Origin of the sequence: Metabacillus malikii, assembly GCF_030813355.1 — a bacterium.
GTDB lineage: Bacteria > Bacillota > Bacilli > Bacillales > Bacillaceae > Metabacillus > Metabacillus malikii.
On record NZ_JAUSUD010000018.1, the window covers coordinates 24,795 to 49,917 of the forward strand.

The following is a 25,123-nucleotide window of genomic DNA, read 5'->3' on the forward strand; positions in this document are numbered from 1 at the left end:
TCCATTTCATTAAAATATCCATTGGTACATGATGACACCTAAGTAGACAATAACTGTAACGATCGCGATAAAGCCTAGGACAAATTTCGTTTTAAAATATCCGAATAAGAGAATCGTATTTTTCAAATCGAGCATTGGGCCATAAACTAGAAATGCTAATAGGGCACCAGGCGCAAACATACTACCAAAGGAAGCAGCAACAAAGGCATCTGCCTCAGAACATAATGAAAGAACAAATGCAAAACCCATCATCACAAGAGGTGAACTATATTCATTTGAACCTAATGATAATAATACCTCTCTGTTTAAGAACGTTTGGAATAAGCTTGCGATAAATGCACCAAAAATCAAGTATTTACCCATATCAAAAAATTCATCGCTTGCATGGTAAAATGTAGCTTTCCATTTATTTACTTGCAAAGGATTGGATTCCTTTGGTTGGTTACCTAATAACTCTTCTGACGTTACTTTTAATTGGTTGCTATTTTTAAAGAATAAATAGATAACAAGACCAATGACCATTGATAGAACAAAGGCTAGACCCATTCTTCCAACGACAATTGACATATTCGATTGAAAGGCAAAATAAGTAGACGCAGCGACTACCGGATTCAATATTGGTGCACAGGCTAAAAAGACGAATGCAATATGTAATGGCATTCCCTTCTTTATTAATCTGCGAACAACTGGAACGATCGCACATTCACAGACAGGAAATATTGCACCTAGCAACGCAGCAGGTAACAATGCAATGAAAGCATTTTTCGGTATATATTTCTTCACCATATCTTCTGAAACAAAGATTTGAATGAGCGAGGAGACAAATACACCTAATAAAATAAATGGAATTGCTTCGATGACGATACTTAGGAAAATTGTATTTAAATTAAGCCATTGCTGTGGAATGGAGACGAGTGTTTGAAATTCTTTATAATCCCAAAATGTAAAAAAGTATATAAAAATGGCGACAAGAACTAACCCGATTAGTTCTTTTGACTGCTTAAGCATTGTCGTTTTCAATGTTAAAACCCCTTTATCCAAGTACTCTATTTTTCTATTAAGCATCACATTAAGATTGGGAATAGCTCTTTAATACGTGAGAATACATTGAGGATATTATAAAAATGAGATCAGTGTGGTTGACTCAAAAGGGTCTATCTACCCTTTTGAGTCACCTTCTACGTAAGTCTTACTTATTTTCTTCTAGTAAATCAAAGATAATATGTGCTTGTTCTGTATTGTCTAGTAATCCTTTAAAACGTGATTTTTCTGGTCCAAATGCATAAACAGGTACTTCCTCACCTGTATGCCCACCAGTTGTCCAGCCTGTAACAGAATGATCATTTACAATCGCTTCAATTGCATTGTCAATCTCTGTTCCATTAACAGCAGCTGCTGCATCTTTAACAGCTTGAATTTCTTCAGCTGTAATTTGGCTATAGAAGCTTCCATCGATGTATTTCTTCATGATTCCTTCTACATCTGCATTTGCTCCAGCAGCAAATATTTCCGCAGAAATATAATCAGGTGTTTTCTTGAATGCCTTTATTGGATCAACATGGAAATTATAGTCCCCGTTTGCCGCTGCCTTCGTGTTTGACCCTAACGTTAAACCACCTGTTGCATGGTCCGCAGTTGTGACAACTAATGTTTCCCCATCTTGTTCTGCAAATTCGATTGCTGCTTTAAATGCTCTTTCGAAGTCTTCCATTTCACTCATTGTACCGACGATATCATTATCATGCTCTGCCCAGTCGATTTGACTGCCCTCAACCATTAAGAAGAAGCCTTCCTCATCCTTGCTTAGACGCTCAATTGCTGTTTTTGTCATTTCTTCTAATGAAGGGATTGAATCATCGCGGTCGATTAACTTAGGTAAACCGCCATTTGCAAATAGCCCTAATACTTGGCCATTATCATCGTTTAACAATTCTTCTTTCGTCGTTACATAGCTATAGCCATCAGCGGCAAACTCTTCCGCTAAATTACGACTATCTTTCTTGCGGCCCTCTTCAGGGATAAAGTTTTTAGACCCACCACCAAGAATGACATCGATTTTATGGTTTCCATCAATCATCTCGTCAAAATAATCATCTGCAATTGCATCCATATTACGACGGCTTTCATCATGGGCCCCATAAGAAGCAGGTGTAGCATGTGTTACTTCAGATGTGGCAACTAACCCAGTCGCTTTTCCATCGCGCTTCGCTTGCTCTAGGACTGTGTCATAAATTTGCCCATCGTTATCCATTCCGATTGCATTATTGTATGTTTTATAACCAGATGACATCGCTGTTGCCGCAGATGCAGAATCAGTGATATTTTGTGCAGGGTCTTCCGGATAAGTCGTTTGCATCCCAACTAAGTATTTATCAAACTCTGTTTTTTCCATTTCCTTTGTAGAAGGGTTGTCCTTTATATATCTATGTGCTGCAATTGTAGAAGGACCCATACCATCCCCAATTAAAAAGATAATATTTTTCACCTTCGAAGCTGATTCATCTTCGGCCTTTGCAGAATCTTGATTAAGACTTGCAAAGCTACCAATGACAACTGTTGACAGCACGGCAGCAGTTACTAGTTTTTTTGTCAATGCTCTATTAAAAACCATTCGTTTACCTCCTGTTTTGTTATGCAGGAACACCTTTTTAGGCATTCCTCAATTTGTAACATTAGAAACCTTCTATTCTATTACGCTCCCGCTTTCGCCTTTTTCCTTTGATAGAGGATAAATCCACCACCTGCCGCTAAAATAACAAGTCCTATTATTAACAGGTTATAAACATTTGTTGCTGTTTGCGGTAGGTTAAAGATGCCCTTGGAATCGTTTGATGGCTTTTGCCCGCCTGAATTATTTGATGGATTTTCTTTCTTATCACCCTGATTATCTGTTCCATCTTTTGGTTCATCTGTACCATTACCAGGACCTGTTGTGTCATCGCCCGGCTTTTCTGTATTATCGCCTGGCTTCTCTGTAACGTCACCCGGTTTCTCTGTTCCATCTCCTGGTTCTTCTGTTCCGTCACCCGGCTTCTCTGTTCCATCACCTGGCTCTTCTGTCCCGTCACCTGGTTCTTCTGTTCCGTCACCTGGCTCTTCTGTTCCGTCACCTGGTTCTTCTGTTCCATGACCCGGCTCTTCTGTTCCGTCACCTGGTTCTTCTGTTCCGTCACCTGGTTCTGCAGTATTTGGCATTTTATTTTCTTCTAATAGAGCAAATATAATTTTTGCTTGATCCGTATTGTCAATTAATCCTTCAAAACGTTCTTTTTGTGGGCCGAAAGCGTAAACCGGTACGTCTTCTCCTGTATGTCCGCCCGTTGTCCATCCTGTTACAGAATGCTCATCGACAATCGTTTCAATTGCATTATCAATTTCAGTTGCATTTTTAGCAGCAACAGCATCCTTTACTGCTTGAATTTCTTCGGCAGAAATTTGTTTATAGAAATTAGAATCAATATATTTCTTCAGGATTGCTTCTACGTCAGCATTTTCTCCTGCAGCGAAAATTTCAGCAGAGATGTAATCTGGTGTTTTGTTAAACGCTTTAATAGGTCCAACGTGGAAATTGTAATCTCCATTTGGTGATGCTTTTGTGTTTGCTCCAAGTGATAGACCACCTGTAGCATGGTCTGCAGTTGTGACAACTAATGTTTGTCCATCTGCTTCGGCAAAGTCGATTGCTGCTTTGAAGGCTCTTTCGAAGTCTTCCATTTCACTCATCGTTGCAACGACGTCGTTATCATGCTCAGCCCAATCAATTTGGCTTCCTTCAACCATTAAGAAGAAGCCTTGGTCATCTTTGCTTAGCTTATCAATTGCAACTTGAGTCATTTCCTCTAAAGAAGGTATGTTATCAGGACGATCGATCATTTTCGGAAGACCTCCAGTTGCAAATAAGCCTAGAACCTGTTCATTTTCATCATTTAATAATTCATCTTTCGTTGTGACATAGCTATACCCATCATTTTTGAATTCCTCAACTAAGTTGCGGTCATCAATTTTTCTGCCGTCTTCAGGGATAAAGTTTTTAGAGCCTCCGCCTAATAGGACATCAATTTTATGCTCACCATTTACTAGCTCGTCGTAATAATCGTCTGCAATCGCATCCATATTTTTACGACTTTCATCGTGTGCACCATAAGAAGCAGGTGTTGCATGTGTTATTTCAGACGTCGCAACTAATCCTGTTGCTTTCCCGTCTTCCTTCGCTTGCTCTAAAACGGTTTCATATGGATTTTTATCTGGGTCCATACCGATTGCATTGTTGTACGTTTTAATACCAGATGCCATAGCTGTTGCAGCAGATGCAGAATCTGTTATGTTTTGTGCAGGATCGTCAGGATATGTCGTTTGCATGCCGACTAAATGTTTGTCAAATTCCGTTAACTCCATTTCTGGTGTTGATGGGTCATCTTTCATATAACGATGAGCTGTAATAGGAGAAGGCCCCATACCATCACCAATTAAAAAGATGACGTTTTTTATCTCCGGTGAAGCTTCGGTATTCGCTTTAACAGTTTCTTGATTCATGCCTGCGAAACTACCAACTACTAATGTTGATAAAACGCCTAGTGTAATGAGTTTTTTCGATAATCCTCGTTTTACTACCACTATTTTTCCTCCTTTAGTTTTTTACCATACAAATATAATGGTAGTTTTAAAATGTTAAGGAATCTTTTACGTAATTTGTAGATTATGTAAAGTTTTTGTAAAATCTTTGCAAATGCTGTTGTCGAATAGTTAGGAATGACGTATGATTAATTATTAATCGTAACGTTTCCTATTTGTATATAAAGGAGTGAGGACCATATGGGTCATACTATTGATGTATATATTATTAGCGGCTTCCTAGGCAGCGGGAAAACGACTGTTTTAAAAAAATTAGTAGAAGCATCTCGTCAACAAGGGAAGCAAGTAGGAGTAATTTTGAATGAACTAGGTGATACAAATGTTGAACAACATCTCTTTGCCTTAGAAAAAACGGTAGAATTGTTGAATGGCTGTATTTGCTGCTCGATGCAAGACGATTTAAAAGAAACCCTCCATCAATTCATAGAGCACCAGGTGGATGTCCTTTTTATAGAAGGTACTGGTGTTGCTAATCCTAATGAAATTGTTGAAGCAATTGTTAGTCCGGAAATGATTGACCACTACTCGATTCAATCGATTATAAGCTTAGTAGATGCAAGTCAATACCTCGATTATCAAAGTGTTTTTTCAAGTTCTAAAGAAATACGGACATTATTAAAGGAACAAATTACATGTGCATCGTTGATTATTTTGAATAAAGTCGATTTAGTTGCAGATAGAAAAATGAAGAAAGTGGTCGCTTCTATTGAAAAACAAGCAACTGGTGTTCCAATATTGAACTCGACGTTTGGAAATGTTGAGGTAGAGGAATTGTTGAAGGCTAGAGTCCAAACTTTAGATGTTAACAGTTCAAAGTGTACATGCGGTTCGGGAGACACTTGTTCACACCATCATCACGCTACATTGAAAGCAGTCAAATTTACAGAGGTACCGGTGTTTTCTAAGAAGGAATTTGAAAAGTGGCTGAAGCAATTACCTAAAGAGGTGTTACGAGGTAAAGGAATTGTGAAATTTGATGAAACAGATGCACTCTATTCTTTTCAATATGCATCAGGTCATCTTCAAATAGAAGAAATCAGTTCTTCTCAAGCCCCAATCATCATCCTGATAGGTGACCGCTTAGAACTTACTAGTTTAAAAGATAAGTATGAAGAGACTTTTTTACATAAGCTCTCGTAGCTCACGTATGGTGAGGCTGGGACAAAAGGTTTTATATTCAATACAACCTTCGTGCTGTTTTTACAGAGTTGACGTTCTGGTTGATTTCCGCTGCAGTACTCGCTTTCCGCGGGGTGGGTGGTGAGCCTCCTCGGAGTAAACTCCTGTGGGGTCTCACCTCTCCCACGCATCCCGCAGGAGTCTCGCACTTCCGCTCCAATAACTTTTACAGAATTTGTAACATTGAACCCCTAAATACAATATTCGTATTTAACTAGTTTTTTTGTTATGTCTCAGCCTCTTTTTCTTTTTATAGCCCAAAAATCAGCTTGATTCCGAAAGCAAGCAGAATACTTCCACCTAACGCTTCACTGTAAGAACCTAACCATGATTGGACACGTTTTCCAACTAATAAACCAATCCAAGTCAGCACCATACTGACTAATCCGAAAATTGCAACAGTTAAGAAGGTTTTTGCCCCATAAATACCTAAACTTAAGCCTACCGAAAAGCTATCAAGGCTGACACTTAGTGCAAACACAATCAAGCCAAAGCCAACTGGGGTAATTAACGGTTTTTCTTCTTTACTAAATGAAGAAAGAACCATTTGTACACCTAGTAATATGAGCAGTCCCCCACCTAATAAGGTTGCAATCGTGCCAAAGGTATCAGATAATACACGACCGATAAACATCCCGACTAATGGCATCCATATATGAAATACACCGATTGTAATCCCGATGTATAAAATTTGTCTCATTCGAAGCTTAATTAGGCCCATGCCTAAGCCAACGGAGAATGCGTCCATTCCTAACGCCAATGCCATAATAAATAATGTAATGAGTTCACTCATGATTGTTTCTAACGTCATAATTACCCTCCTCGGACACGCATAGTTAACCTTATGCACGTCCGATTTGGATTAGAACTTATGAAACAGGTTAGGGCATGATGAAAATGCTATATTCATGTTCAACCCCAGGTTGTATCACCATATGTTGCCCGGCTTCAATGGAACTTAAAAGTAAAATAAGTATCAGGATTAAAGATAAGGCTGTCGTTAAGACTGGATAATTGTTTATCCATGATAAAAATTCACTTAATACATGTTCATTATCCTTTTTCATAGCCGTTTCCTCCTACATTCAGTGTTTTATCATCTAGCCACTTACTTTGTTTCTCCTCTAAACCATTAATTTACGCATATACTATTTTTCATTCAACACCTTTTTCCGAAGAAAGACGAGTTTAGAATTCAACGATTTCCTATAATATAACTTTTTCATTAGATGTATAAAAATATATTTGTTATTATATACTTAATAATGTCGTAAAAAAATTACGGGAGTGAGATACTTGTTAAAAAAGTTCACTGTAACAAGTTACAGGGTTTTTGATGAACCAATTACCTTAGACTTTTCAAAAGTAAGGGATTATAAATTTAATGAAGAATGTATCAACGATGGACTAATAAGTAAAGCAATTATGTATGGGAAAAATGCTGTTGGTAAGACCAATTTAGGAAATGCTTTGATTGATATAAGATATACTGTCCTTGCTAACGAAAAGCGTCAAAGTGGTAGTGTCGGATTTTTAAATGCCAATAACAAAAATGGATTTGCCCGGTTTGAGTATACATTTTTAATTAACAATAAAGAAATAACATATATCTATGAAAAAAAATCTGTTGTTGAACTAAGATATGAAAGTTTAAGTATAGATAATAATCTTCTCTATGACTTTAACTTTGAATCACAAAATGGTAATTTAGATAATTTAAAAAAATATAAAGAGCTGCAACATCTTAATTTTGATGAATGGGATAATCAAATTCCTCTTTTAAGGTATATTTTAGCTAATTCTAAGTTACATGAATTAATGATATTAAAAGACTTAAACAATTATATTCGCGGAATCGCAGTTTTAAGACCTTCAGATAACATCGTTAAGTTCAGAGGTCCTGAAATTATTGATAAAGGTATCGTACATACCATTATCAATAAGGATTTAGTCGAAGATTTCGAAAGATTTTTAAACGAATGCGGATTAAATATAAAACTAAAGGTTGATATAACTCCTGATGGAGAAAAAAAGCTTTACTTCGATTATAGTCGTCCAATAGAATTTGTTAAAAATGCATCAAGTGGAACTAAAGCTTTAACATCGATGTACCTTATAGTGAAAAATTTAAATAAAATCAAATTTTTGTTTATAGATGAATTTGATGCAAACTTTCACTATGAACTTTCTGTGGGAATGTTGCAAGCATTAAAAAGGCAGAAGGATTGTCAAATTCTTGTTACCACTCACAATACCGATTTAATGAACAACAAATTTATGCGTCCAGATTGTTATCTATTAATGCTGAACGACAAGATAACTTCAGTTGCAGATGCGACTTTAAGAGAGTTAAGACAGGGACATAACTTAGAAAAGTTATATCAAAGTGGTGAATTTAGCAAATGAGGTGAAAAAATAAATGGAAAGGTCAAAAATATTACTCTTAGTTGAAGGTGAAAAAGTAGAGAAAGATCTATTTGAACACTTTTATAATCTATATGGTATTAATAATGTAGAAATTGTAGCTTATAAGACACATATCTATGCCTTCTATAATAGATTAAAAAATGATTACGCTGATTCAGATGGTAATATAGAATTTGATATTATTGACCTTCCTTTATTCTTAAATGAATATCTGAATTTAGAAGGTGAATCCTTATTGAATGAGGCAGATTTCACAGATATTATTTTAATATTTGACTTCGACCCTCATGATCCTCAATTTGACCCTAATAAGCTTGAAATTCTATTAGACAACTTTTCCGATTCTACCGATAGAGGTAAATTGTTTATTAATTATCCAATGGTCGAGTCTTTTAAAGACACAGACTCATTAGATAATCCTACTTTTAAAGACTCTACAGTACATATAGATATTCTAAAAGAAAGAAGTCGGAGGACTTCTCGTTATAAACGTATAGTAGATTCATATTCTTGTATCGGTAGTATAGAGGAAATAACCACTGAAGTAGCTAATTCTTTATTAAAATTACATTCTTTTAAACTCGAATATCTCTTACATACTTTTTCCTATACTGATGAAGATACATATAAAATGTTATGTAAAAAGCAATGTCACAAGTTGAATAATGAAAATTTGATATGGGTTATAAATACCAGCCTACTACATATGCTCGATGAATATGGTTTTATAAACAATCCAGAAGACTAAAGCTAGTCCTATACTAGCCACATTGTTTCTTATAACAAAAAAACCGAGGCTTGCACACACCTCGGTTTTTTCTATTAATTTTCAACGATGACATGATTACCTGCTGCTTTTAACAATCTATTCATAATCGCTTCACCCACACCAAACTGTGGAAAACTTTCACTAACGATGAGGTCAACATCTTCCTCATCAAATTTCCTTAACACATCATATAGCTGGGCTGCAACGGATTCTAGGTCTGCTCTACTTCCACACGTAATGACCTTATCGGCTTTATATTTAGTTAATCCCTCTATTGTTGTTAATAACCCAACCTTTTTTCCTTGCTGCATAAATTGGTTAATCTGCTTTTGGAGGAATTCCTCACTACCTTCTACAAGAATAACAGGTGCATTTGGTGAATAATGTGTATATTTCATTCCAGGAGACTTCGGGGCATGTCCTTCTTCGATTAATGCCTTGTCGACCTTAACCTCGCCAACAATAAACTCTATCTGTTCCTTTGTAATTCCACCCGGACGTAATATAGTTGGAATCGTTGTTGTACAATCTAACACTGTTGACTCGACTCCAACACCTGTGGGACCTCCATCAACAAGCCCACTGATTTTCCCATTTAGGTCATGGTATACATGTGATGCAAGTGTCGGACTTGGCTTTCCTGAACGATTGGCACTCGGTGCTGCTATTGGTACATTTGCTTCCTTAATAAGTTCGAGTGCGATAGGATGATTAGGCATTCTAACCCCAACCGTTTCAAGTCCTGCTGTCACATATGTGGATAACAGCTCACCCTTTTTTGGTAAGATAAACGTTAATGGACCTGGCCAAAAAGCATCTACTAACTTATACACATAATCAGGGATATCTTTAACGATTTCATTTAACTTATCTTTTGAGGCAATGTGGACAATAAGTGGATTATCACTCGGTCTCCCCTTTGCCAGAAAAATTTTCTGTACTGCATCATCTGAAAATGCATTTGCACCTAGCCCATATACTGTTTCTGTTGGGAAGGCGACAACCTCATTTTCCTGTAATAATTGTGCCGCTTGTGTAATATGTGAATAACTAGTGGATAAGTTTTCCGATTCACCCACAGTCCATACTTTTGTTTTCATTTCGTTCTAACTCCCTTTTCACCGTTCAATTCTATTACTAATCATAGCATATACGTCTTTGTAGTATATAAAATCAACAGAATGAAAACAAGCCTTATCCACAATTTGTGGATAAGGCTGTGGTAATTGTGGAAAACTATGTGGATATATCCACATTATGAGGACTTTACCATTATTTTTGTATTTTCCTCTTTCATTGAGCTCTGAATATGTTCATTTGTTAATAGATGTTTTGGAATCTGTTCAGGATTAGTTTCTGTAAACCCCATTAATTGTAAGAATTGTACAGAAGCCTCTTTATTTGTAACTAAAAATAACTGCTTTAATCCTTTTTGTTCTGCTAACGTTTGTATGCTTTGGAATAATGTTAAAATATGGGCTTGTTGTAGTGTGTCTGAGACAACGAGTGACCGTAATAACCCGACATCTTCTGCCGGCTCGACACCGATACATGCAACAACTTCTCGTTCCCCATTTTCCATCATCACAAAATAATCAACCATAAGTTCAATCCCACTCGAACTTAACCCAGCTCGTTCAACAAAATCTAGTAATCTCGCTAAATCCTTTTCTTCAGCAACCTTTAATTGATAAAACATCATTTCCACCCCATTATCGTTATTTTCCTACTACAACTCTATGAGGGGAAATCTATTAATATTCTCTTTTTTTTGGGGACAGTCCCCCTCTTTTAGCCCATTAAAAAAGATGGGGACTGTCCCCATCTTTTTTCCTTATGAAAATAATCCTTCAAACCATTCTACTAAGAAGAATTTCACTTCTACTTCTTCTTCTTTGTCTTCCTCTTCATCTACGACTAGGGAAGTAAGTTTCTCTGTCTTTTTCTTATCTTTTTTTGTATCTTCCTCTTCTACTTCTGCTGCTTGGACTGCTTCTCCATTTGAGAAATCGAGGAAGCATAATGGTGGAAATAAGACACACCACCAGTTCGCACCTTTTGCTTCACCTAAGCTAATTAAAATTGCTTCATACTCGCCTGCTGGATATATGAAATTTCCATAAAGCTTCGTTGGAAAGCTGACATTATCAAAATCTACTGAATATGGTAGCTGTTTGTTTTCTTCCTCTAGCACACGTTCAACAATTTTTTCTATCTCTGGTAATCGTGATTGAATCAATTGTCTAGCTGCTTCAACTGAAGTTAATTCTGCAACCCATTCTGTAATCTCTTCATTAACTTCATCACGAATTTTCCTTTTTAACTCTTGGTCTTCATCTGAATCACTATTTGCTAGAATTCGTAAACGAATGGCCTCATCCGGAATCACCACTGGCTCTTGTGCGCTAGCTGTACTAGCCGACATCGGCTCACGATACACATTTGCTACAGCCCCAATTAATAATAGAAACATATATATAAATGCAAGTAATTGTTTTTTCATCATCTTCCGCCTCCCTTGGTAAACAGTATGGACAGGACAGAAGAATCTTAAACTACTTTTTTAAAAAATATAATTCTACTATTTACCCGGGGACAGTCCCCTTAAAAATTAATAACTATATAATCAAGCATCTAAACTCTATAGGGGAATGTCCCCACTTTGTCGCATTAAAGGCGTGAGGGACTGTCCCTCAATGGTTTAACACGTTAAAAGAGTGGGGGACTGTCCCTCAACGGTTTAGTCCCTCATTGGTTTAACGCGTTAAAAGAGCGGGGGACTGTCCCTCGACATTTGTCCCTGCTTATTTTGTCCCCCTTATTTAACCGCAAAAACCATACGCTCTTTGCCATTAATGTCATAGACTATTTCAACCTTTGCAGTTGGTAAGGCTTTGCTGATGAGGGTTTTGATGTCTGTTCCTTGGCCTGCACCGATTTCAAAGGCGATGAGTGCTTTTTCGTTGAGTAGTGGGAGCATGTCTTGGATTAGTCTTCGATAAAAGTCTAATCCATCTTCTCCCCCGGCAAGTGCTCGGATTGGTTCGTGGTCTTTGACGACAGTTGAAAGAGTCTCAATTTCTGCATCTGGTATGTACGGCGGATTTGAGACTAAAATATCTAGCTTCGGTCTTCCTTTATCTAATGCAATCGGTTCTAGCAAATCACCATGAAGGAACGTAACGTTTGCTTTCAATTGTTCAGCATTTTGTTCTGCAATATGCAACGATTCCTGTGCAATGTCAATCGCTTTTACACGGTATCTTGCGTTTTCAAGTGCTAGTGTAATCGCAATTGCTCCACTTCCTGTTCCAACATCAACGACTTCTAATGGTTCATGACCAGGGAACAATGCCTCTGTTCGCTGTAAGATACCTTCTACTAACTCTTCTGTTTCAGGTCGAGGAATTAATACCTCTTCATTGACAATAAATGTCCGCCCATAAAATTCCTCATAACCGATTAGATATTGCACAGGTATTCCATCTGCATGTTTTTTGACGTCCGCTTCAAAGGCGATAAGCTGTTCATTTGAGAGGACCTGTCTCAAATTAGAAAGCAGTGTAGCCCGGTTCATTTGCAGGTGATGTCTTAACAGCAATTCCCCCGCATTTTCATCTCTTCCCGCTTCATTTAAAAAAGAAGAAGCCCAATTTAGGGCTTCGAATACATGTTTCATCGACTATTAATCTTCAGCAGCTTGGAGACGGCTTGATTGATCCTCAACGATAAGTGCATCAATCACTTCGTCTAGCTTTCCTTCTAAAATTTGGTCTAACTTTTGAATCGTCAAACCAATGCGGTGGTCCGTTACGCGGTTTTGCGGGAAGTTATAGGTTCTAATACGTTCAGAGCGGTCACCTGTACCAACTGCAAGCTTACGGTTTTGGTCATATTCGGCTTGTGCTTCTTGTTGGAATTTATCATAAACACGTGCACGAAGGACCTTCATTGCTTTTTCTTTATTTTTAATTTGTGATTTTTCGTCCTGACATGATACAACTGTACCTGTTGGTAGATGTGTTAAACGTACAGCCGACATTGTCGTGTTAACACTTTGTCCGCCTGGGCCACTTGATGCAAATGTATCAACGCGGATATCTTTTTCATGAATTTCTACTTCTACCTCTTCTGCCTCAGGTAACACGGCAACAGTTGCCGTTGAAGTATGAATTCGGCCACCTGATTCTGTTTCAGGGACACGTTGAACACGGTGTGCGCCGTTTTCAAACTTAAGTTTAGAATACGCACCTTTTCCGTTAATCATAAAGATAATTTCTTTATAACCGCCTGTTCCAGTTGCATTCACTTCCATGACATCTGTTTTCCAGCCTTGCATTTCAGCAAAACGGCTATACATGCGATATAAGTTTGCAGCAAATAACGCCGCCTCTTCTCCACCAGCTGCACCGCGGATTTCCATGATAACATTTTTATCATCGTTAGGGTCCTTTGGAACGAGAAGTAATTTCAAGCGTGCCGTTAGCTCCTCTTCACGGTCCTCTAATTCAGATAACTCTTCCTTAGCCATTTCACGCATTTCTGCATCAAGCTTTTCCTCAAGCATTGATTTTGTATCAGCAATTTGTTCACGAACTTCTTTGTATTCTCTATACGCTTCAACAGTTTCTTGTAAGTCTGATTGTTCTTTTGAATATTCACGTAATTTTTTTGAATCACTTATAATATCCGGATCCATTAATAGCTGATTTAATTTTTCATAACGGTCTTCTACCGATTGTAAACGATCTAACATACATGTTTCACCTCTATTTTCATGTATAACGTTATAATTATAGTATAGGTTACATAAAGCGTCAAAAGCAAATTGACAAAGGATAAGGGCCACATCTAGGCATAAAAACTTTATGAAGAGAGGTTATTATATGAACATCACTAAAATCCATCACATCGCAATTATCTGTTCAAACTATGAAGTATCAAAAGCATTTTATACAGAAACTCTCGAGTTGCCCATTTTAAATGAGGTTTTTCGAGAAGAACGGAACTCCTATAAATTAGACCTACTAGTAAATGATGTTTACCAAATAGAGTTATTTTCATTCCCAAATCCTCCGAAACGTCCAACACACCCAGAAGCTGCAGGGTTGAGACATCTAGCTTTTGAGGTACCAAATGTAGAGGATGCTGTTAACGAACTGAGAGAAAAAGGTATTATGATAGAGCCAATTCGCATTGACCCAATAACAGATAAGAAGTTCACCTTTTTCCAAGACCCAGATGGACTTCCTATCGAATTGTACGAGGCGTAAGCATACATCGACATGCTGTATTCATATAATGTAAAACTTCCACTTTCTTTGCCGAATGAGAACTTGTTTTGTCTAACGTGAAGGGAACGAGCTTAAAAGGTAGAAAAGGTAGTTATACAAGAAAGACTTATTCTGGGGAGAAGTTAATAGTCGCTGGCTCGAAGGGGAATAAACTTCCTTCTTCAACACTACTAATTTTCAAGGAGGAATACGGTATGAATACAGCTACAGTCGTAAAAGAGCTTGGGGTATCTAGACGTACTTTAATGAGATGGGTAGACCAATTAGGAATTGAATTAATGAAAAATGAGCTTGGGCACTATCAATTTACTGAAGATGATGTGAACCGTCTAAAAGAGGTTCAATTACAATCACAAAACGAAAGTCAACAAACTACACAAACTCCAACAAAAAAAGAACAACGAACAGGAACTGCAAAAACAACTCCAAACTATGACATATCCAAATTTCAGGCAATGAATGAGCGCATCGATGAACTTGAACGAAAGGTAAGAAGCAAAGCTGATGATGTCGTCTCTTTCCAAGTCTTACAGCATCGTAAGGAAATGGAAGAACTGCTTTCGAAGATTTCATTATTAGAGGAAAAAGTTGCCGAGCTCGAGCAAAGCAAACAAAAGCGTGAAACGATTAAGGAAAATGTTCTAGTATTTGACCAAACTCCAGCCCCAAAACCAAAACGTAAAAACTTTATTAGTACTATTTTTGGCTTTTGACTTTATACAATTTTATAAAGGCTGTCTTAATTACTAGACAGCCTTTATATCAGTAACTTTCTTTCTTATGTAAGTTTAAAAAGTTTTGGACTTCAATAGTTAATTGTGAATTTTCAAACCTATTAACCTCCAACTCACCTACGACTTTATTGTCCTTTAGATAATACAGAAAGCCCCCTCCTGGTATATCATCTTCTGACGGTTCAGGCCAAATAGATTGCCCATCTTCATTATCACTTTTACCATTAGGTTGGTAAGGATTATACATAATTATTTGTACATTCTTTTCATTTGCTATTTTTTTTACTGTAGGAATATAATATTCATCGTTGTCTGTAGCCAATAAAATGAACCCCTCTTTACCATCATTAAAATAGGTCTTCACATTTTCAAAGTCTACCTGTTTGAAAAATGATTCGATACTGGAACTTTCATTAGTACTACAAGCAGTAATTAATGTACTCATAAAAATTACAAGTATGAGCAATCTAAATATTTTTAACATCTTATCAACCCTTATTGTAATATTTCTAAATTATTGACCTTAAGCAAACTTATATTTTCCTACCAATTTTGAATAACTACTTATTGACTTTACAATAGACTTTTCTAGTAGTTTGTGGTTTTGTGCATTTAAATTTCAAAGTATGTTGAAGTAGTTGAGAGACTTATTCAGGATATGAAGGAAAAGTGAGACCTCACAGGTGTTTAAACTTTGGTTTTCCTTAACCCCGTGTAAAACTAGTACTGTAGGGGCAACCATTCCAAAACGATTAGAAAGTAGAAATTAATATTGAATACGAAACCTATTGTTGAACCCAGTAATCTCACTACAATTATTTTAGTAACTATACATTTTTTTACAAGTGATATTAGTTTTAGGAAAAAGATACCAATTACATAAAAATAGTTTATAGTTTTATATCAAAGTACTTGTGATTTTATTCAATATTAAAAGACTGCCTCTGAACTTGAGACAGCCTTTATATTATTAGTTGGAACTACTTCTTTTTTTCCTAGCAATAAGCCCTATTGCTAGAATGATAAAGCCAACTAGTAAATAATTTAATTGATTTGTTGCAGTATGAGGTAATACATTGAAACTACCTTTGTCTTTACTGATAGTATCTGAAGGGCTAGCAGGTCTCTCTTGTTGTTTATTGTCGCCAGTATTTGTCTTATCGCCATCTTTGACTGGAGCATTGTCATCTTGACCTGATTTGTCCTCGTCTTTACTTGGTTGCTCTTTATCCCCTGGTTGCTCTTCACCCATATCAGGTTGTTCTTCTCCTTCTCCTGGTTTTTCTTCACCATTACCAGGTTGGCCATCTCCTTTTCCTGGCTGTTCATCACCCTCACCAGGTTGCTCTTCTCCTTCTCCTGGCTGTTCATCACCCTCACCAGGTTGTTCTTCTCCTTCTCCTGGTTGCTCTCCGTCATCAGGACCCTGTTTGTTATTTTCCCCTTTAACAAATGACCAAATTGCCGATTGTGAAGAACCTGTGTAGTTATCTTTCGCTACTGCATACCAAGAATATGTCTCATTTTCAGTAAGACCTTTCCATGTGACTTCAGCTGTGTCACCACTTTGAATATTTTCTTGATTTCCTATTTTCTCGTCTGTTTTTACATTAACAGTAAAATAGTCTGTTGCGACTTGTTTTTCATCAATTTGTAAATCAAAATCGATAATCATTTCATCTTTTCCTGGGAATTCTTCTGGGTCATAGAAATTGTAATCATCTAAGTACGGTGAGTACGTGTTGACGATGATCCGATTATTGTCTTGGTCAAAGTGTAAGAGTTTCATATATCCTTGACCACCCTCAGGTCCACCTTGGTAATCGCCAAGCATTTGGTATACTTTGCGGTCTGCCTCTCCATCACCATTATCATCAATTTTACTAACTAACGTTTCAGAATCATGGTAGTGACCACTTAATACCGCCATTACATTCGGATTTTTTTCTACAACTTCTGTATAGATTGTTTCACCTATCGGACTTCTATTTCCGGAAACGAGTAGATATTCATGGAAGTTTAGGATTGCTTTGCGATCTGGATATTCACTTAACACTTTATTTAGCCATTCCAGATCCTCAGCTTCTACGCCCCAGCCCATATACACCATGATAAAGTCATTACCATTGGCGGAAATGAGGTCATAATGTCCGCGGTTGTTTTTATACGATTCACCATAATAGTCTTTATCTTTAAATCTGTCTTCACCAAACCATTTATAGTATTCTGTGTAATCGTTTGATAGCTGGTCTACATCATGGTTGCCTGCTAATACTCCGTATGGGATTTGGTGTTCATCTAATACGGCCATATATTTGTCAGCATATTGCCATTGTTCTACTTTGTCAGATTCATCAACTAAGTCACCTGTATGGAATACATATTTGATTTTCATTTCTTCTTGCATTTCTGCAATCCAATTTGTTTGCTTTTCAAAAATATACGGATAGGACTCTGAATAATACTGTGTATCTGACATCCAAACAAATGTGTAATCATATTCATCTGGACTGCTTGGGATTTCATCTTGAACGAGTACGTTAATGTTTGAATCGTTCACATATTCTTTGTAAGTGACATTGCCCTTTAGTTCGAAATCGTCGGTACCTGCGATTTTATACGTAATTATATCCCATTTGTTTGTTTCGTGATTCCAGGCATACATCGATACTTTCCGTCCCTCTAAGGAATGACCTGTCCAGGAAAGTTCAATTTCATCATTCTCATCAATTGAGTTATCAATTGTGACATCAAAACGATGATAAGGGAACTTTGTATCAGAATTCGTTGTTAAATAGTTTCCATCTTGTTCAGCAATTAAGGAAATGTCTTCAGATGTCAAACTTTCCTCACCGTCTGGAACCATTACAGATGGCGGTTCAATTTCATTTGCATGTTTATACGCCTTAATATGCTTTGTATCGGCAGCATCATACTGATAGCCTTTATAGAAAGTTACATCCATTTCATCATTTGTCGGGTCTGATACTTTTACCTTTAGGTTCGGGTCACCGTCAACTCTTGTTGATAAACCATCTGCCGGTGAAACAAGCTCTGGAGCATACGGATTTTCATTGTTGACTGAGAAACGAATGTTTTCTTCTGTCTTATTCCCGACTTTATCCTCAGCGATAATTGTTAACGTATGTTCACCTGGTGTTAATTTTGATGAAGCCGTTTCATACGGCACTGTTATTTGGTTATCGTCTAATAGTACTTTTACGGTCTGTACACCGGCAATTTCATCGGTTACATCTGTATCAATTGTGAAAGGACCTTTATAGTCTTTGCCTTCTTCAACGGTCGTTTTCACATTAGGTGCTGTGTTATCGACTTGGATGACCGAAGAAACTTCACTTTTACTATCTTTAACGGTTACAGTGTGCTCACCATCTGCAACAGCTGTTGTATCCCAAGCATATGATTTTGCTCCCGTATGCTCTTCATTAATTGTGAACTTGAAGTCTTCAAACGGACGATACGTTCCATCATCCCCCATATCAAATACCTTTGCGGGGTCATTTTTTGCCGGGTCTCTTAAAACTGTACCATCTGCAAGGATAAGTCTGATGTTTCGTATGCTATAATCATCACGATTTTCTTCACTTTCTTCTAATTGAAAAGGTGATGCTTTATTACCTGCTCTGACTGTTAACGTATTTTCCCCCAAATTTAAACGGTCTGCATCAACTGGAATTGTGAAGGTTTTCCACCCTGCTAACGTATCTTTATCCATTAAGTAGAGGATGTCCTCACCCATTGTCACGGCATTTTTGAAATACATATTTAAGCCGCTTACTTCTAATGCTATATATGCTTGGTGCTCCAATGCCTTAAACGTTTCTGCCTGCTTTTCTTCTCCATCGATTAGCAATTTTAAATCGTCTGCTTTGTCATGATTTGAAGTACCTTTGACTATTTTTGTTCCTGAAAGAATATCGTTATTCTTGATGTTTAAACGCAGGTCTGAACTGTCAATATCACTTAGTATTTTTATTTGATAAGGTTCACTTTTCGTTTCATTTATCCCGTCTGATGCTACAAAATAATACTCAACAACCTCTTTTGCAATAAGGTCTGCTGCATAAATCATACTTTTATATTGATTTGTTTCAGAATCAAGTTGTAGTAAAACTTCATTGAAATGTTCCTGTTGATTCGTTCGATATAAAAGGCGTACTGATTTAACGCCAATATTATCTGTCGCTTCTGCAGCAATTTCGATATCATCTGTTTCCTTTGCTTCCGTAACAGTTGTTTTATTTACAACTTGAGGTGCGATCGAATCATCTTCAATATGGATTTGCTGCTTTGGCACTTGGAATGGTTCGACATGACCTGGTGTTGCTGCCTCAATCCCTGCACTCACTTTTACTGACTTAGTAGAGCCATCTTCAGGGTATTTGTAGACTATCCCTTTATCAGGTACAGTGTCATCAATGTTTACTTCTTCATTGTAATAGGCAACAGAAATCTCTTCCTTTGTATTAGTTGCAACGACTAAGCCCCGTGTACTTCCGTTGGCCATCCCATCACTATAAATCCGGACAATATCCTTGTTTTCAACTAGGCTTGTCCCATAATTCGCATTAAAGTCTGCAACAGTTGCCTCTGTGTTTTGACCATTTATGATCCAAAACACGAGTGTACGTTGTGATGGAATGACGACATCATCTGGAATAGACGGCCAAACAACATCACTAGCAGGGTCTGTTCCATATCGATATTGAATCTTGTAATCTTTAAAACTTAAATCTTTATCCGTATTGTTATAGATTTCAATGAATTCATACCCATCAGCTGAACCGACGTTCGTTGTATCAGGTACAACTTCGGTCACTAAAAACTTCGGTATCTTTGTATAGTCTACTTCACTCTTTTTCACATCTATGGCATACGTTTCTGTTTTTGCAGTATTCGTACCATCTGATGCTTCTACATAGTAAGTAATTGATTCATCTATTATATTTCCTGGAATAACAGCTGAATATGTTGATGTTTCAGCATTCAGGGTCATTGTTAAAGCTGTATAAGATTCATCACCCTCCTTTTTGTAATGGAGTGTAACAAATGGATTTGCAAGATTGTCTGTGACGGAAGCGTCAACTACTACAGGCGAGAATGCTTCTGCTTCCTTTATAGGTGTATGTGTAATCACAGGTGCTTCTTCATCTACTGGCACTTCTTCAAGTTCAACAGGTTTAGTCGGAACTTGTACAGAATCAATCATTCCAGGTGTTGGTGTTGCAAGCACTTGGTACTTCACCATTTCTGTTCCTTCTGTCGCAAAAGTATAATGAATATCTGCACCCGTATTATCATTTTCACTACCTAAATAGGAAGCGGAAACTAGCTCTGCACCAGTATTATCCTTAATGACAATTGCCCGGTTCCCACCATTTGCAAAGCCTGGAAATGCTGGATCTGTATATTCGATAACTTGTTCTGGAGTTAAGTTACTGCTAAATGTTGCATTAAATTGTGTTAAAGTTCGTTTTCCATTATTAAACCAGAGTACAACTGATTCTTGAGGATTAATTGTTTTTGCTGGAACTTGGAATGGAACCTCTTTACCTGTATCCGTGTATTTATAAATAAATGTGTAGTTTGATATTGCTAAAGGCTGATTCGTATTATTATACAGTTCAAAAAATTCATAGTAGTCCGTACCGCCACCCTCAGAATTCGGTGCAAGCTCTGTAATTAAAAGCGGTTGCTTACTAAACGTTTCCTGAGGTATGTTAATTTCCACTTTAATTTCATCTGTTTTTGCATAATTATGTCCGTCAGTTGCCTCGATATAGTAAATCATATTCTTCTGAATCTTTGTTCCAGGGATTGTAACCGAGAATGATGACTCATTTTCAGTGCCTTTTTTCATCGGTACTTGGGTAAATTGGTTATCACCTTCAGCTTTAATATGAAGTGTAACAGTATGGACTGCTTGATCATCTGTGACAATCGCTTCAAATGTAAGTGGTTGTAGTTGGTTTCCTTTTGTTACCGCTTTATGTGAAATAATCGGTGCTTCTGTATCAGTTGGCTGCTCTGGTAATGCTACTGTTTGTTCTGGGACTTGAAGCTTTTCAATGGCTCCCGGACTTGGTTGTGCAAGCACTTGATGCTTTTCCATTTCTGCTTTGCCTTGAGCATATTTGTATTGCACAACTAGACCGGTATTATCAGTTTCACCTGGTAAGTACCCTGCAGCTGTTATATCATTGCCTTCACTATCTTTGATTACGGCAGTACGATTTCCACCATTCGCAAACCCAGGAAAGCCCTCTTTAAATTGAACAACTTGCTCTTCCGTTAATTGAATACCAAAATGGCTATTAAACTCATCTAGTGAAAGCTCTGCTGTGTTATACCAGAATACTAACGTTTCCTCTGGTTGAATGATTTTAGCTGGTACTTGAAAGGAAATCTCTTTCCCACTGTCTGTATAACGATAGATAAATGAATAGTTTACGAGAGATAATGGCTGATTTGAATTGTTGTAAACTTCAAAGTACTCATAGTTATCAGCACCATTTGAGTTTGGCGATAATTCTGTAATTAAAAGTTGGGCATTTTTGTTGAAGTCTTCTGTATCTTCTGTCTTCGTAGGCTCGTCCTGTTCATTTTGTTCAGGAGTGGTTGTTTCATTTTCTGGTATTGGATTTGCTTCTAAAGGTGGTTGTTGTGGCTCTTCATTAGATGGTTGTTTATCTTGCTCATTGGTTGATTCTTTTTCTTGCTGTTCTGTTTGAGCTTCCTCTTGGGCTGCATGTTCTTCTCTAGGCACCTCACCTTCAATTGGTGTTTCTACTTCGAGGATCGTTTCATTTTCATTATTTTGACTAGGGTCTTGGTCGTTCGGTTGTGTATGTGTTTTAGGCTCTGTTATGATTACTTCCTCTGTTACCTCTTCTGCATACACATTACTTGGAATGAATGTTAAAAAGTTCGAAAATACAATCGTTACCATACAAATGAGGAGAAATAGTCTTTTCCCCTGACGTTTTACTCGTTCTTTATTCATATGTACCTCCTTATTTATTCCTATACATTGTCAATACTACTCGAATTTTGTAAAAGATATTTTAAGGGGTTGTAAAGATTTTTTAAGTTTGTGTAAACGCAGAACAAAAGCGCAAGCGCCTGTTCTGCCTAGGGCAAATAAGACGCTAATGAATAGAAGACGTTCTTTGTCTTCAATTCATTAGTGGCTAGACCCTAGAGGGGCTAGGCGCTGGAGCTGGACGTCGAAGCGCTTATCCACAGTAGAAGAGTTTTATAATTTCCTGACAATAAAAAAATGGGCAGCCTTCAACGACTGCCCGACTTCATTATATGTGAATCGAATTCTTAAAAAGTAAACTTAGATTATCCAATACATAATCCGGGCGGATACCTGTCTGATCAATATCCTTTATTGATGATGCACCTGTTAACACTAAACAGGTTGCCATTTGCATTGTCTTTCCTAGCAAAATATCTGTCTCTAGACGGTCCCCGATAATGAGACAAAGCTCTTTCGGTATTTTTAGTTTTTCTAAAATTAAGTCACCATAGTGTACCGATGGTTTTCCGATTATGTCTGATATGGTTTGTTCTGCAGCAACTTCAATTGCTCGGGCAATCGAAAGGGTATCTGCGATAAAGCCTCCTGGAACCGGACATGCCTGATCTGGATTTGTTACAATTAATTTCGCACCATTTCGTACAGCATTCATCGCACAATTTAACTTCTCATACGTAAATTCGCGATCCAAGCCTACTAGGACATGTGTTGCATGTAAAGGCTCGCGAGTTGTTCGAAGCTGATAATGACCAAATTCAGCCTCAACTGAGCGTTCACCAACAATATAAATTGTCGCATTAGGAGCACACTTTAAAAAATAACGAGCAGCTACATACGGTGCAGTTAATATTTCCTCAATATCAGACAGTATCCCTAGTTCTTGCAATCGCTGTTTACACTCGCTACGTGTTTGGGTTGGGGAATTTGTAATAAATAACACATGCTTTTGCTGTTGCCTTAATTGATGAATTGTTTCTTTCACACCAGGTAACAATTGCTTTCCTACATAGATTGTTCCATCTAAATCAAAGCAATAAGCAGCAAAATCATCAATATGGATCAACCAACAAATCCGCCTTCTTAAGTTGAAGCTCTTTCTTGAGAAGTTCCTTACCTTCTCGTAATGCGTCTAAGCTAGTACCTGGTGCATATTCTAAAATAAGCTGACATTCTTTTGTATATTCACGTAATGTTTCAAAAATCGGCTCCCACTCAATCGTTCCTTCACCAATCGGTAAATGGTCATCAGCATTACCCTTATTATCATGGAGATGAACTGCAAGTAAACGGTCCCCTATTGCCTTTATCACAGCAGGAATGTCCCAATCATTTAAATGCGCATGTCCGACATCAAGGAGATAACCTGCCGTATCATCCAACGAATCTAGGAAACTAATAAACTCTTCTTGTGTAAAAAGAGATTCACCATTGTAGCCAACATTTTCAACCGCTAGCTTCACTTGCAACGGTCTTGCAACTTCACATAGTTCCCCGATCGCTTCAAATGCACGTTGTTTTGCAAGTTCTCGGTTAAAGACTGGTGAAAAGCAGAAGCCTGGATGGATGACGACATGACTAGCCTGGATTAACCCTGCGAACTCAATAGCCTTTTTATATTCTGAAAAAGATGCACTCCTAATCGCTTTGTTCTCACTCGTAAGATTTGTGTCCCATGCAGGAGGATGAACGGTATACCCAACGGCTTTTTCCTTTAATTTAGGTGCTAAGCTTGCAAATAGCAACTCCATATCATTCCATCTCTCACCATCCATAAGCAACTCAATTTTTTCAGCTCCATTTTCAATTAATACATCAACATTCCCCTCTATATTTCTCATTAATAATGGTAAATCTGAATAGCAGATTTCACTTTTCATTATTTAGCCCACTCCAATCGTGTTCATTTTTAATGTCGTATCTTCTTCCCTGTCCAATTGCTCCGGATAACCTATTGAATTTGTAGTCTCTTCATCAAAAATATGCAAATGCTTCATTGGAAACTTCACATATACTTTCTCATCTGGACTCCACTGTTTTTCCTCACTCATCACGACAATCTCGTTACCTTCCATATCAATTGAGACTCCGTAGGATGGACCGTAATTCTCAACGTATTTCACAACCCCTCCTAGCGAATGGTCACCTGGAGTATTTGTTATCGCTAGATGCTCGGGTCTAATCCCTAGAATAACTTTGTCACCTTTGCTTTTTGACAGTTGTTTTAACCACATCAAATCTAGTGATATAGCTTGTCCTCCGATATAAGCATTACTGTCTTGTATATTCACGTTGATTAAGTTCATTGGCGGAGAACCAATGAATTTTGCTGTAAATAAATTTGCTGGACGATGGTACACATTTTCAGGAGTATCAATCATTTGCAGTCTTCCTTCATGCAATAATGCAACCCGGTCACCAAATGTCATTGCTTCCACTTGGTCATGTGTCACATATACCATCGTTTGCCGATACATTTCATGAATTTTTATCAACTCTTTACGCGCCGATAAACGCAGCTGGGCATCTAAGTTTGATAACGGCTCATCAAGTAAAAAATAATCGGCATTTTTCACAACGGCTCTAGCTAATGCAACACGTTGCCGTTGTCCACCTGATAAATCCTTTGGCAAACGATTTTCATATTCTTTGAGATGCAGCATCTCTAAAGCGTTGTTTAATCTTCTATCCATTTCAGCCTTAGACATTTTTTGTACCTTTAATGCATAAAGAATGTTTTGTCGTACTGTCATATGTGGGTATAATGCATAGTTTTGGAAAACCATTGCAACATTGCGTAATCCGCTCGGTATATCATTAACCCGCTTCCCATCCATATAAAGGTTGCCTGCTGTAATGTCCTCAAGCCCTGCAATCATCCGTAATGTCGTTGATTTACCACAGCCTGATGGCCCTAACAGAATAAGTCGCTCTCCTTCTTTAATATCAAAATGCAAGCCCTTTACAACTTCTGTGGGACCATATGATTTTCCGACATGGTCAAATTGTATATTTTTCACATTCC

At 37.5% G+C, this 25,123-nt stretch carries 20 protein-coding genes and 1 pseudogene; 5 read left to right on the top strand and 16 right to left on the bottom strand.

Annotated features, from left to right (window positions below; genetic code table 11):
* Positions 1 to 9: 9 nt before the first annotated feature.
* The 4 genes and pseudogenes from J2S19_RS15975 to J2S19_RS15990 form a co-directional block, all read right to left on the bottom strand.
* Complete coding sequence (locus J2S19_RS15975; RefSeq protein WP_307344220.1) at positions 10 to 1,008, bottom strand: permease; 999 nt, start codon at positions 1,006 to 1,008, stop codon at positions 10 to 12.
* Positions 1,009 to 1,189: 181 nt separating this feature from the next.
* Positions 1,190 to 2,611, bottom strand: a complete 1,422-nt coding sequence (locus J2S19_RS15980) for an alkaline phosphatase (RefSeq protein ID WP_307344161.1) — start codon at positions 2,609 to 2,611, stop codon at positions 1,190 to 1,192.
* An 80-nt stretch (positions 2,612 to 2,691) separates the two neighbouring features.
* Complete coding sequence (locus J2S19_RS15985) at positions 2,692 to 3,195, bottom strand: LPxTATN C-terminal sorting signal domain (RefSeq protein ID WP_307344221.1); 504 nt, start codon at positions 3,193 to 3,195, stop codon at positions 2,692 to 2,694.
* A 12-nt stretch (positions 3,196 to 3,207) separates the two neighbouring features.
* Positions 3,208 to 4,614 (bottom strand): annotated as a pseudogene (locus tag J2S19_RS15990) (alkaline phosphatase); the annotation flags it as partial.
* A 198-nt stretch (positions 4,615 to 4,812) separates the two neighbouring features.
* On the opposite strand from J2S19_RS15990, the gene J2S19_RS15995 reads away from it, so the two are divergent.
* Entirely contained in the window at positions 4,813 to 5,772 is a 960-nt protein-coding gene (locus J2S19_RS15995) for a CobW family GTP-binding protein (protein ID WP_307344162.1), read from the top strand.
* Positions 5,773 to 6,061: 289 nt separating this feature from the next.
* Here the strand turns inward: J2S19_RS15995 and J2S19_RS16000 are convergent, their stop codons facing one another.
* Positions 6,062 to 6,622 (bottom strand): manganese efflux pump MntP, encoded by a 561-nt coding sequence (locus J2S19_RS16000; RefSeq protein ID WP_307344163.1) that lies wholly within the window; start codon positions 6,620 to 6,622, stop codon positions 6,062 to 6,064.
* 70 nt (positions 6,623 to 6,692) lie between these two features.
* Positions 6,693 to 6,878 (bottom strand): hypothetical protein, encoded by a 186-nt coding sequence (locus J2S19_RS16005; RefSeq protein WP_307344164.1) that lies wholly within the window; start codon positions 6,876 to 6,878, stop codon positions 6,693 to 6,695.
* 229 nt (positions 6,879 to 7,107) lie between these two features.
* Between J2S19_RS16005 and J2S19_RS16010 the strand changes: the two genes are divergently transcribed.
* Both J2S19_RS16010 and J2S19_RS16015 read left to right on the top strand, forming a co-directional pair.
* The gene (locus J2S19_RS16010) at positions 7,108 to 8,217 is read left to right on the top strand and encodes an AAA family ATPase (RefSeq protein ID WP_307344165.1); all 1,110 of its coding nucleotides are present in this window, start codon (positions 7,108 to 7,110) and stop codon (positions 8,215 to 8,217) included.
* A 13-nt stretch (positions 8,218 to 8,230) separates the two neighbouring features.
* A complete protein-coding gene (locus J2S19_RS16015; protein ID WP_307344166.1) occupies positions 8,231 to 8,986 on the top strand; it encodes a hypothetical protein in 756 nt (251 codons plus the stop codon).
* Positions 8,987 to 9,060: 74 nt separating this feature from the next.
* Here the strand turns inward: J2S19_RS16015 and J2S19_RS16020 are convergent, their stop codons facing one another.
* From J2S19_RS16020 to prfA, 5 genes are all read right to left on the bottom strand, one after another.
* Entirely contained in the window at positions 9,061 to 10,107 is a 1,047-nt protein-coding gene (locus tag J2S19_RS16020; protein ID WP_307344167.1) for an L-threonylcarbamoyladenylate synthase, read from the bottom strand.
* Positions 10,108 to 10,262: 155 nt separating this feature from the next.
* Positions 10,263 to 10,706: a GNAT family N-acetyltransferase gene (locus J2S19_RS16025; RefSeq protein ID WP_307344168.1), complete on the bottom strand. Its 444-nt coding sequence runs from the start codon at positions 10,704 to 10,706 to the stop codon at positions 10,263 to 10,265.
* A 135-nt stretch (positions 10,707 to 10,841) separates the two neighbouring features.
* On the bottom strand, positions 10,842 to 11,510 hold the full coding sequence (gene spoIIR, locus J2S19_RS16030) for a stage II sporulation protein R (protein WP_307344222.1): 669 nt from the start codon (positions 11,508 to 11,510) through the stop codon (positions 10,842 to 10,844).
* 315 nt (positions 11,511 to 11,825) lie between these two features.
* Positions 11,826 to 12,686, bottom strand: a complete 861-nt coding sequence (gene prmC, locus J2S19_RS16035) for a peptide chain release factor N(5)-glutamine methyltransferase (protein WP_307344169.1) — start codon at positions 12,684 to 12,686, stop codon at positions 11,826 to 11,828.
* A gap of 6 nt (positions 12,687 to 12,692) precedes the next feature.
* Complete coding sequence (prfA, locus tag J2S19_RS16040; RefSeq protein WP_307344170.1) at positions 12,693 to 13,763, bottom strand: peptide chain release factor 1; 1,071 nt, start codon at positions 13,761 to 13,763, stop codon at positions 12,693 to 12,695.
* 130 nt (positions 13,764 to 13,893) lie between these two features.
* Here prfA and gloA2 point away from each other — a divergent pair, with 130 nt between their 5' ends.
* On the top strand, positions 13,894 to 14,280 hold the full coding sequence (gene gloA2 / locus J2S19_RS16045; protein ID WP_307344171.1) for an SMU1112c/YaeR family gloxylase I-like metalloprotein: 387 nt from the start codon (positions 13,894 to 13,896) through the stop codon (positions 14,278 to 14,280).
* A 215-nt stretch (positions 14,281 to 14,495) separates the two neighbouring features.
* Positions 14,496 to 15,014 (top strand): MerR family transcriptional regulator, encoded by a 519-nt coding sequence (locus J2S19_RS16050; protein WP_307344172.1) that lies wholly within the window; start codon positions 14,496 to 14,498, stop codon positions 15,012 to 15,014.
* Positions 15,015 to 15,063: 49 nt separating this feature from the next.
* Here the strand turns inward: J2S19_RS16050 and J2S19_RS16055 are convergent, their stop codons facing one another.
* The 5 genes from J2S19_RS16055 to J2S19_RS16075 all read right to left on the bottom strand — a co-directional run bounded on the left by J2S19_RS16055 (position 15,064) and on the right by J2S19_RS16075 (position 25,118).
* On the bottom strand, positions 15,064 to 15,519 hold the full coding sequence (locus J2S19_RS16055; RefSeq protein WP_307344173.1) for a hypothetical protein: 456 nt from the start codon (positions 15,517 to 15,519) through the stop codon (positions 15,064 to 15,066).
* A gap of 486 nt (positions 15,520 to 16,005) precedes the next feature.
* Positions 16,006 to 22,059 carry a lamin tail domain-containing metallophosphoesterase family protein gene (locus J2S19_RS16060; protein ID WP_307344174.1) on the bottom strand — a complete coding sequence of 2,018 codons (6,054 nt, stop codon included), beginning with the start codon at positions 22,057 to 22,059 and terminating at the stop codon, positions 16,006 to 16,008.
* A 307-nt stretch (positions 22,060 to 22,366) separates the two neighbouring features.
* Positions 22,367 to 23,164: an HAD-IIA family hydrolase gene (locus tag J2S19_RS16065; RefSeq protein WP_307344175.1), complete on the bottom strand. Its 798-nt coding sequence runs from the start codon at positions 23,162 to 23,164 to the stop codon at positions 22,367 to 22,369.
* A complete protein-coding gene (locus J2S19_RS16070) occupies positions 23,151 to 23,978 on the bottom strand; it encodes a sugar phosphate isomerase/epimerase family protein (protein ID WP_307344176.1) in 828 nt (275 codons plus the stop codon). The genes J2S19_RS16065 and J2S19_RS16070 overlap by 14 nt, the downstream gene beginning before the upstream one ends.
* Positions 23,979 to 23,981: 3 nt before the next feature.
* The gene (locus J2S19_RS16075; protein ID WP_307344177.1) at positions 23,982 to 25,118 is read right to left on the bottom strand and encodes an ABC transporter ATP-binding protein; all 1,137 of its coding nucleotides are present in this window, start codon (positions 25,116 to 25,118) and stop codon (positions 23,982 to 23,984) included.
* Positions 25,119 to 25,123 lie beyond the last annotated feature (5 nt).

Bases quoted from the DNA above. Each gene is read 5' to 3' on its own strand.
- J2S19_RS15975 (WP_307344220.1), bottom strand. From the start codon at position 1,008: ATGCTTAAGCAGTCAAAAGAACTAATCGGGTTAGTTCTTGTCGCCATT.
- J2S19_RS15980 (WP_307344161.1), bottom strand. From the start codon at position 2,611: ATGGTTTTTAATAGAGCATTGACAAAAAAACTAGTAACTGCTGCCGTG.
- J2S19_RS15985 (WP_307344221.1), bottom strand. From the start codon at position 3,195: ATGCCAAATACTGCAGAACCAGGTGACGGAACAGAAGAACCAGGTGAC.
- J2S19_RS15995 (WP_307344162.1), top strand. From the start codon at position 4,813: ATGGGTCATACTATTGATGTATATATTATTAGCGGCTTCCTAGGCAGC.
- J2S19_RS16000 (WP_307344163.1), bottom strand. From the start codon at position 6,622: ATGACGTTAGAAACAATCATGAGTGAACTCATTACATTATTTATTATG.
- J2S19_RS16005 (WP_307344164.1), bottom strand. From the start codon at position 6,878: ATGAAAAAGGATAATGAACATGTATTAAGTGAATTTTTATCATGGATA.
- J2S19_RS16015 (WP_307344166.1), top strand. From the start codon at position 8,231: ATGGAAAGGTCAAAAATATTACTCTTAGTTGAAGGTGAAAAAGTAGAG.
- J2S19_RS16020 (WP_307344167.1), bottom strand. From the start codon at position 10,107: ATGAAAACAAAAGTATGGACTGTGGGTGAATCGGAAAACTTATCCACT.
- J2S19_RS16025 (WP_307344168.1), bottom strand. From the start codon at position 10,706: ATGTTTTATCAATTAAAGGTTGCTGAAGAAAAGGATTTAGCGAGATTA.
- spoIIR (WP_307344222.1), bottom strand. From the start codon at position 11,510: ATGAAAAAACAATTACTTGCATTTATATATATGTTTCTATTATTAATT.
- prmC (WP_307344169.1), bottom strand. From the start codon at position 12,686: ATGAAACATGTATTCGAAGCCCTAAATTGGGCTTCTTCTTTTTTAAAT.
- prfA (WP_307344170.1), bottom strand. From the start codon at position 13,763: ATGTTAGATCGTTTACAATCGGTAGAAGACCGTTATGAAAAATTAAAT.
- gloA2 (WP_307344171.1), top strand. From the start codon at position 13,894: ATGAACATCACTAAAATCCATCACATCGCAATTATCTGTTCAAACTAT.
- J2S19_RS16050 (WP_307344172.1), top strand. From the start codon at position 14,496: ATGAATACAGCTACAGTCGTAAAAGAGCTTGGGGTATCTAGACGTACT.
- J2S19_RS16055 (WP_307344173.1), bottom strand. From the start codon at position 15,519: ATGTTAAAAATATTTAGATTGCTCATACTTGTAATTTTTATGAGTACA.
- J2S19_RS16060 (WP_307344174.1), bottom strand. From the start codon at position 22,059: ATGAATAAAGAACGAGTAAAACGTCAGGGGAAAAGACTATTTCTCCTC.
- J2S19_RS16070 (WP_307344176.1), bottom strand. From the start codon at position 23,978: ATGAAAAGTGAAATCTGCTATTCAGATTTACCATTATTAATGAGAAAT.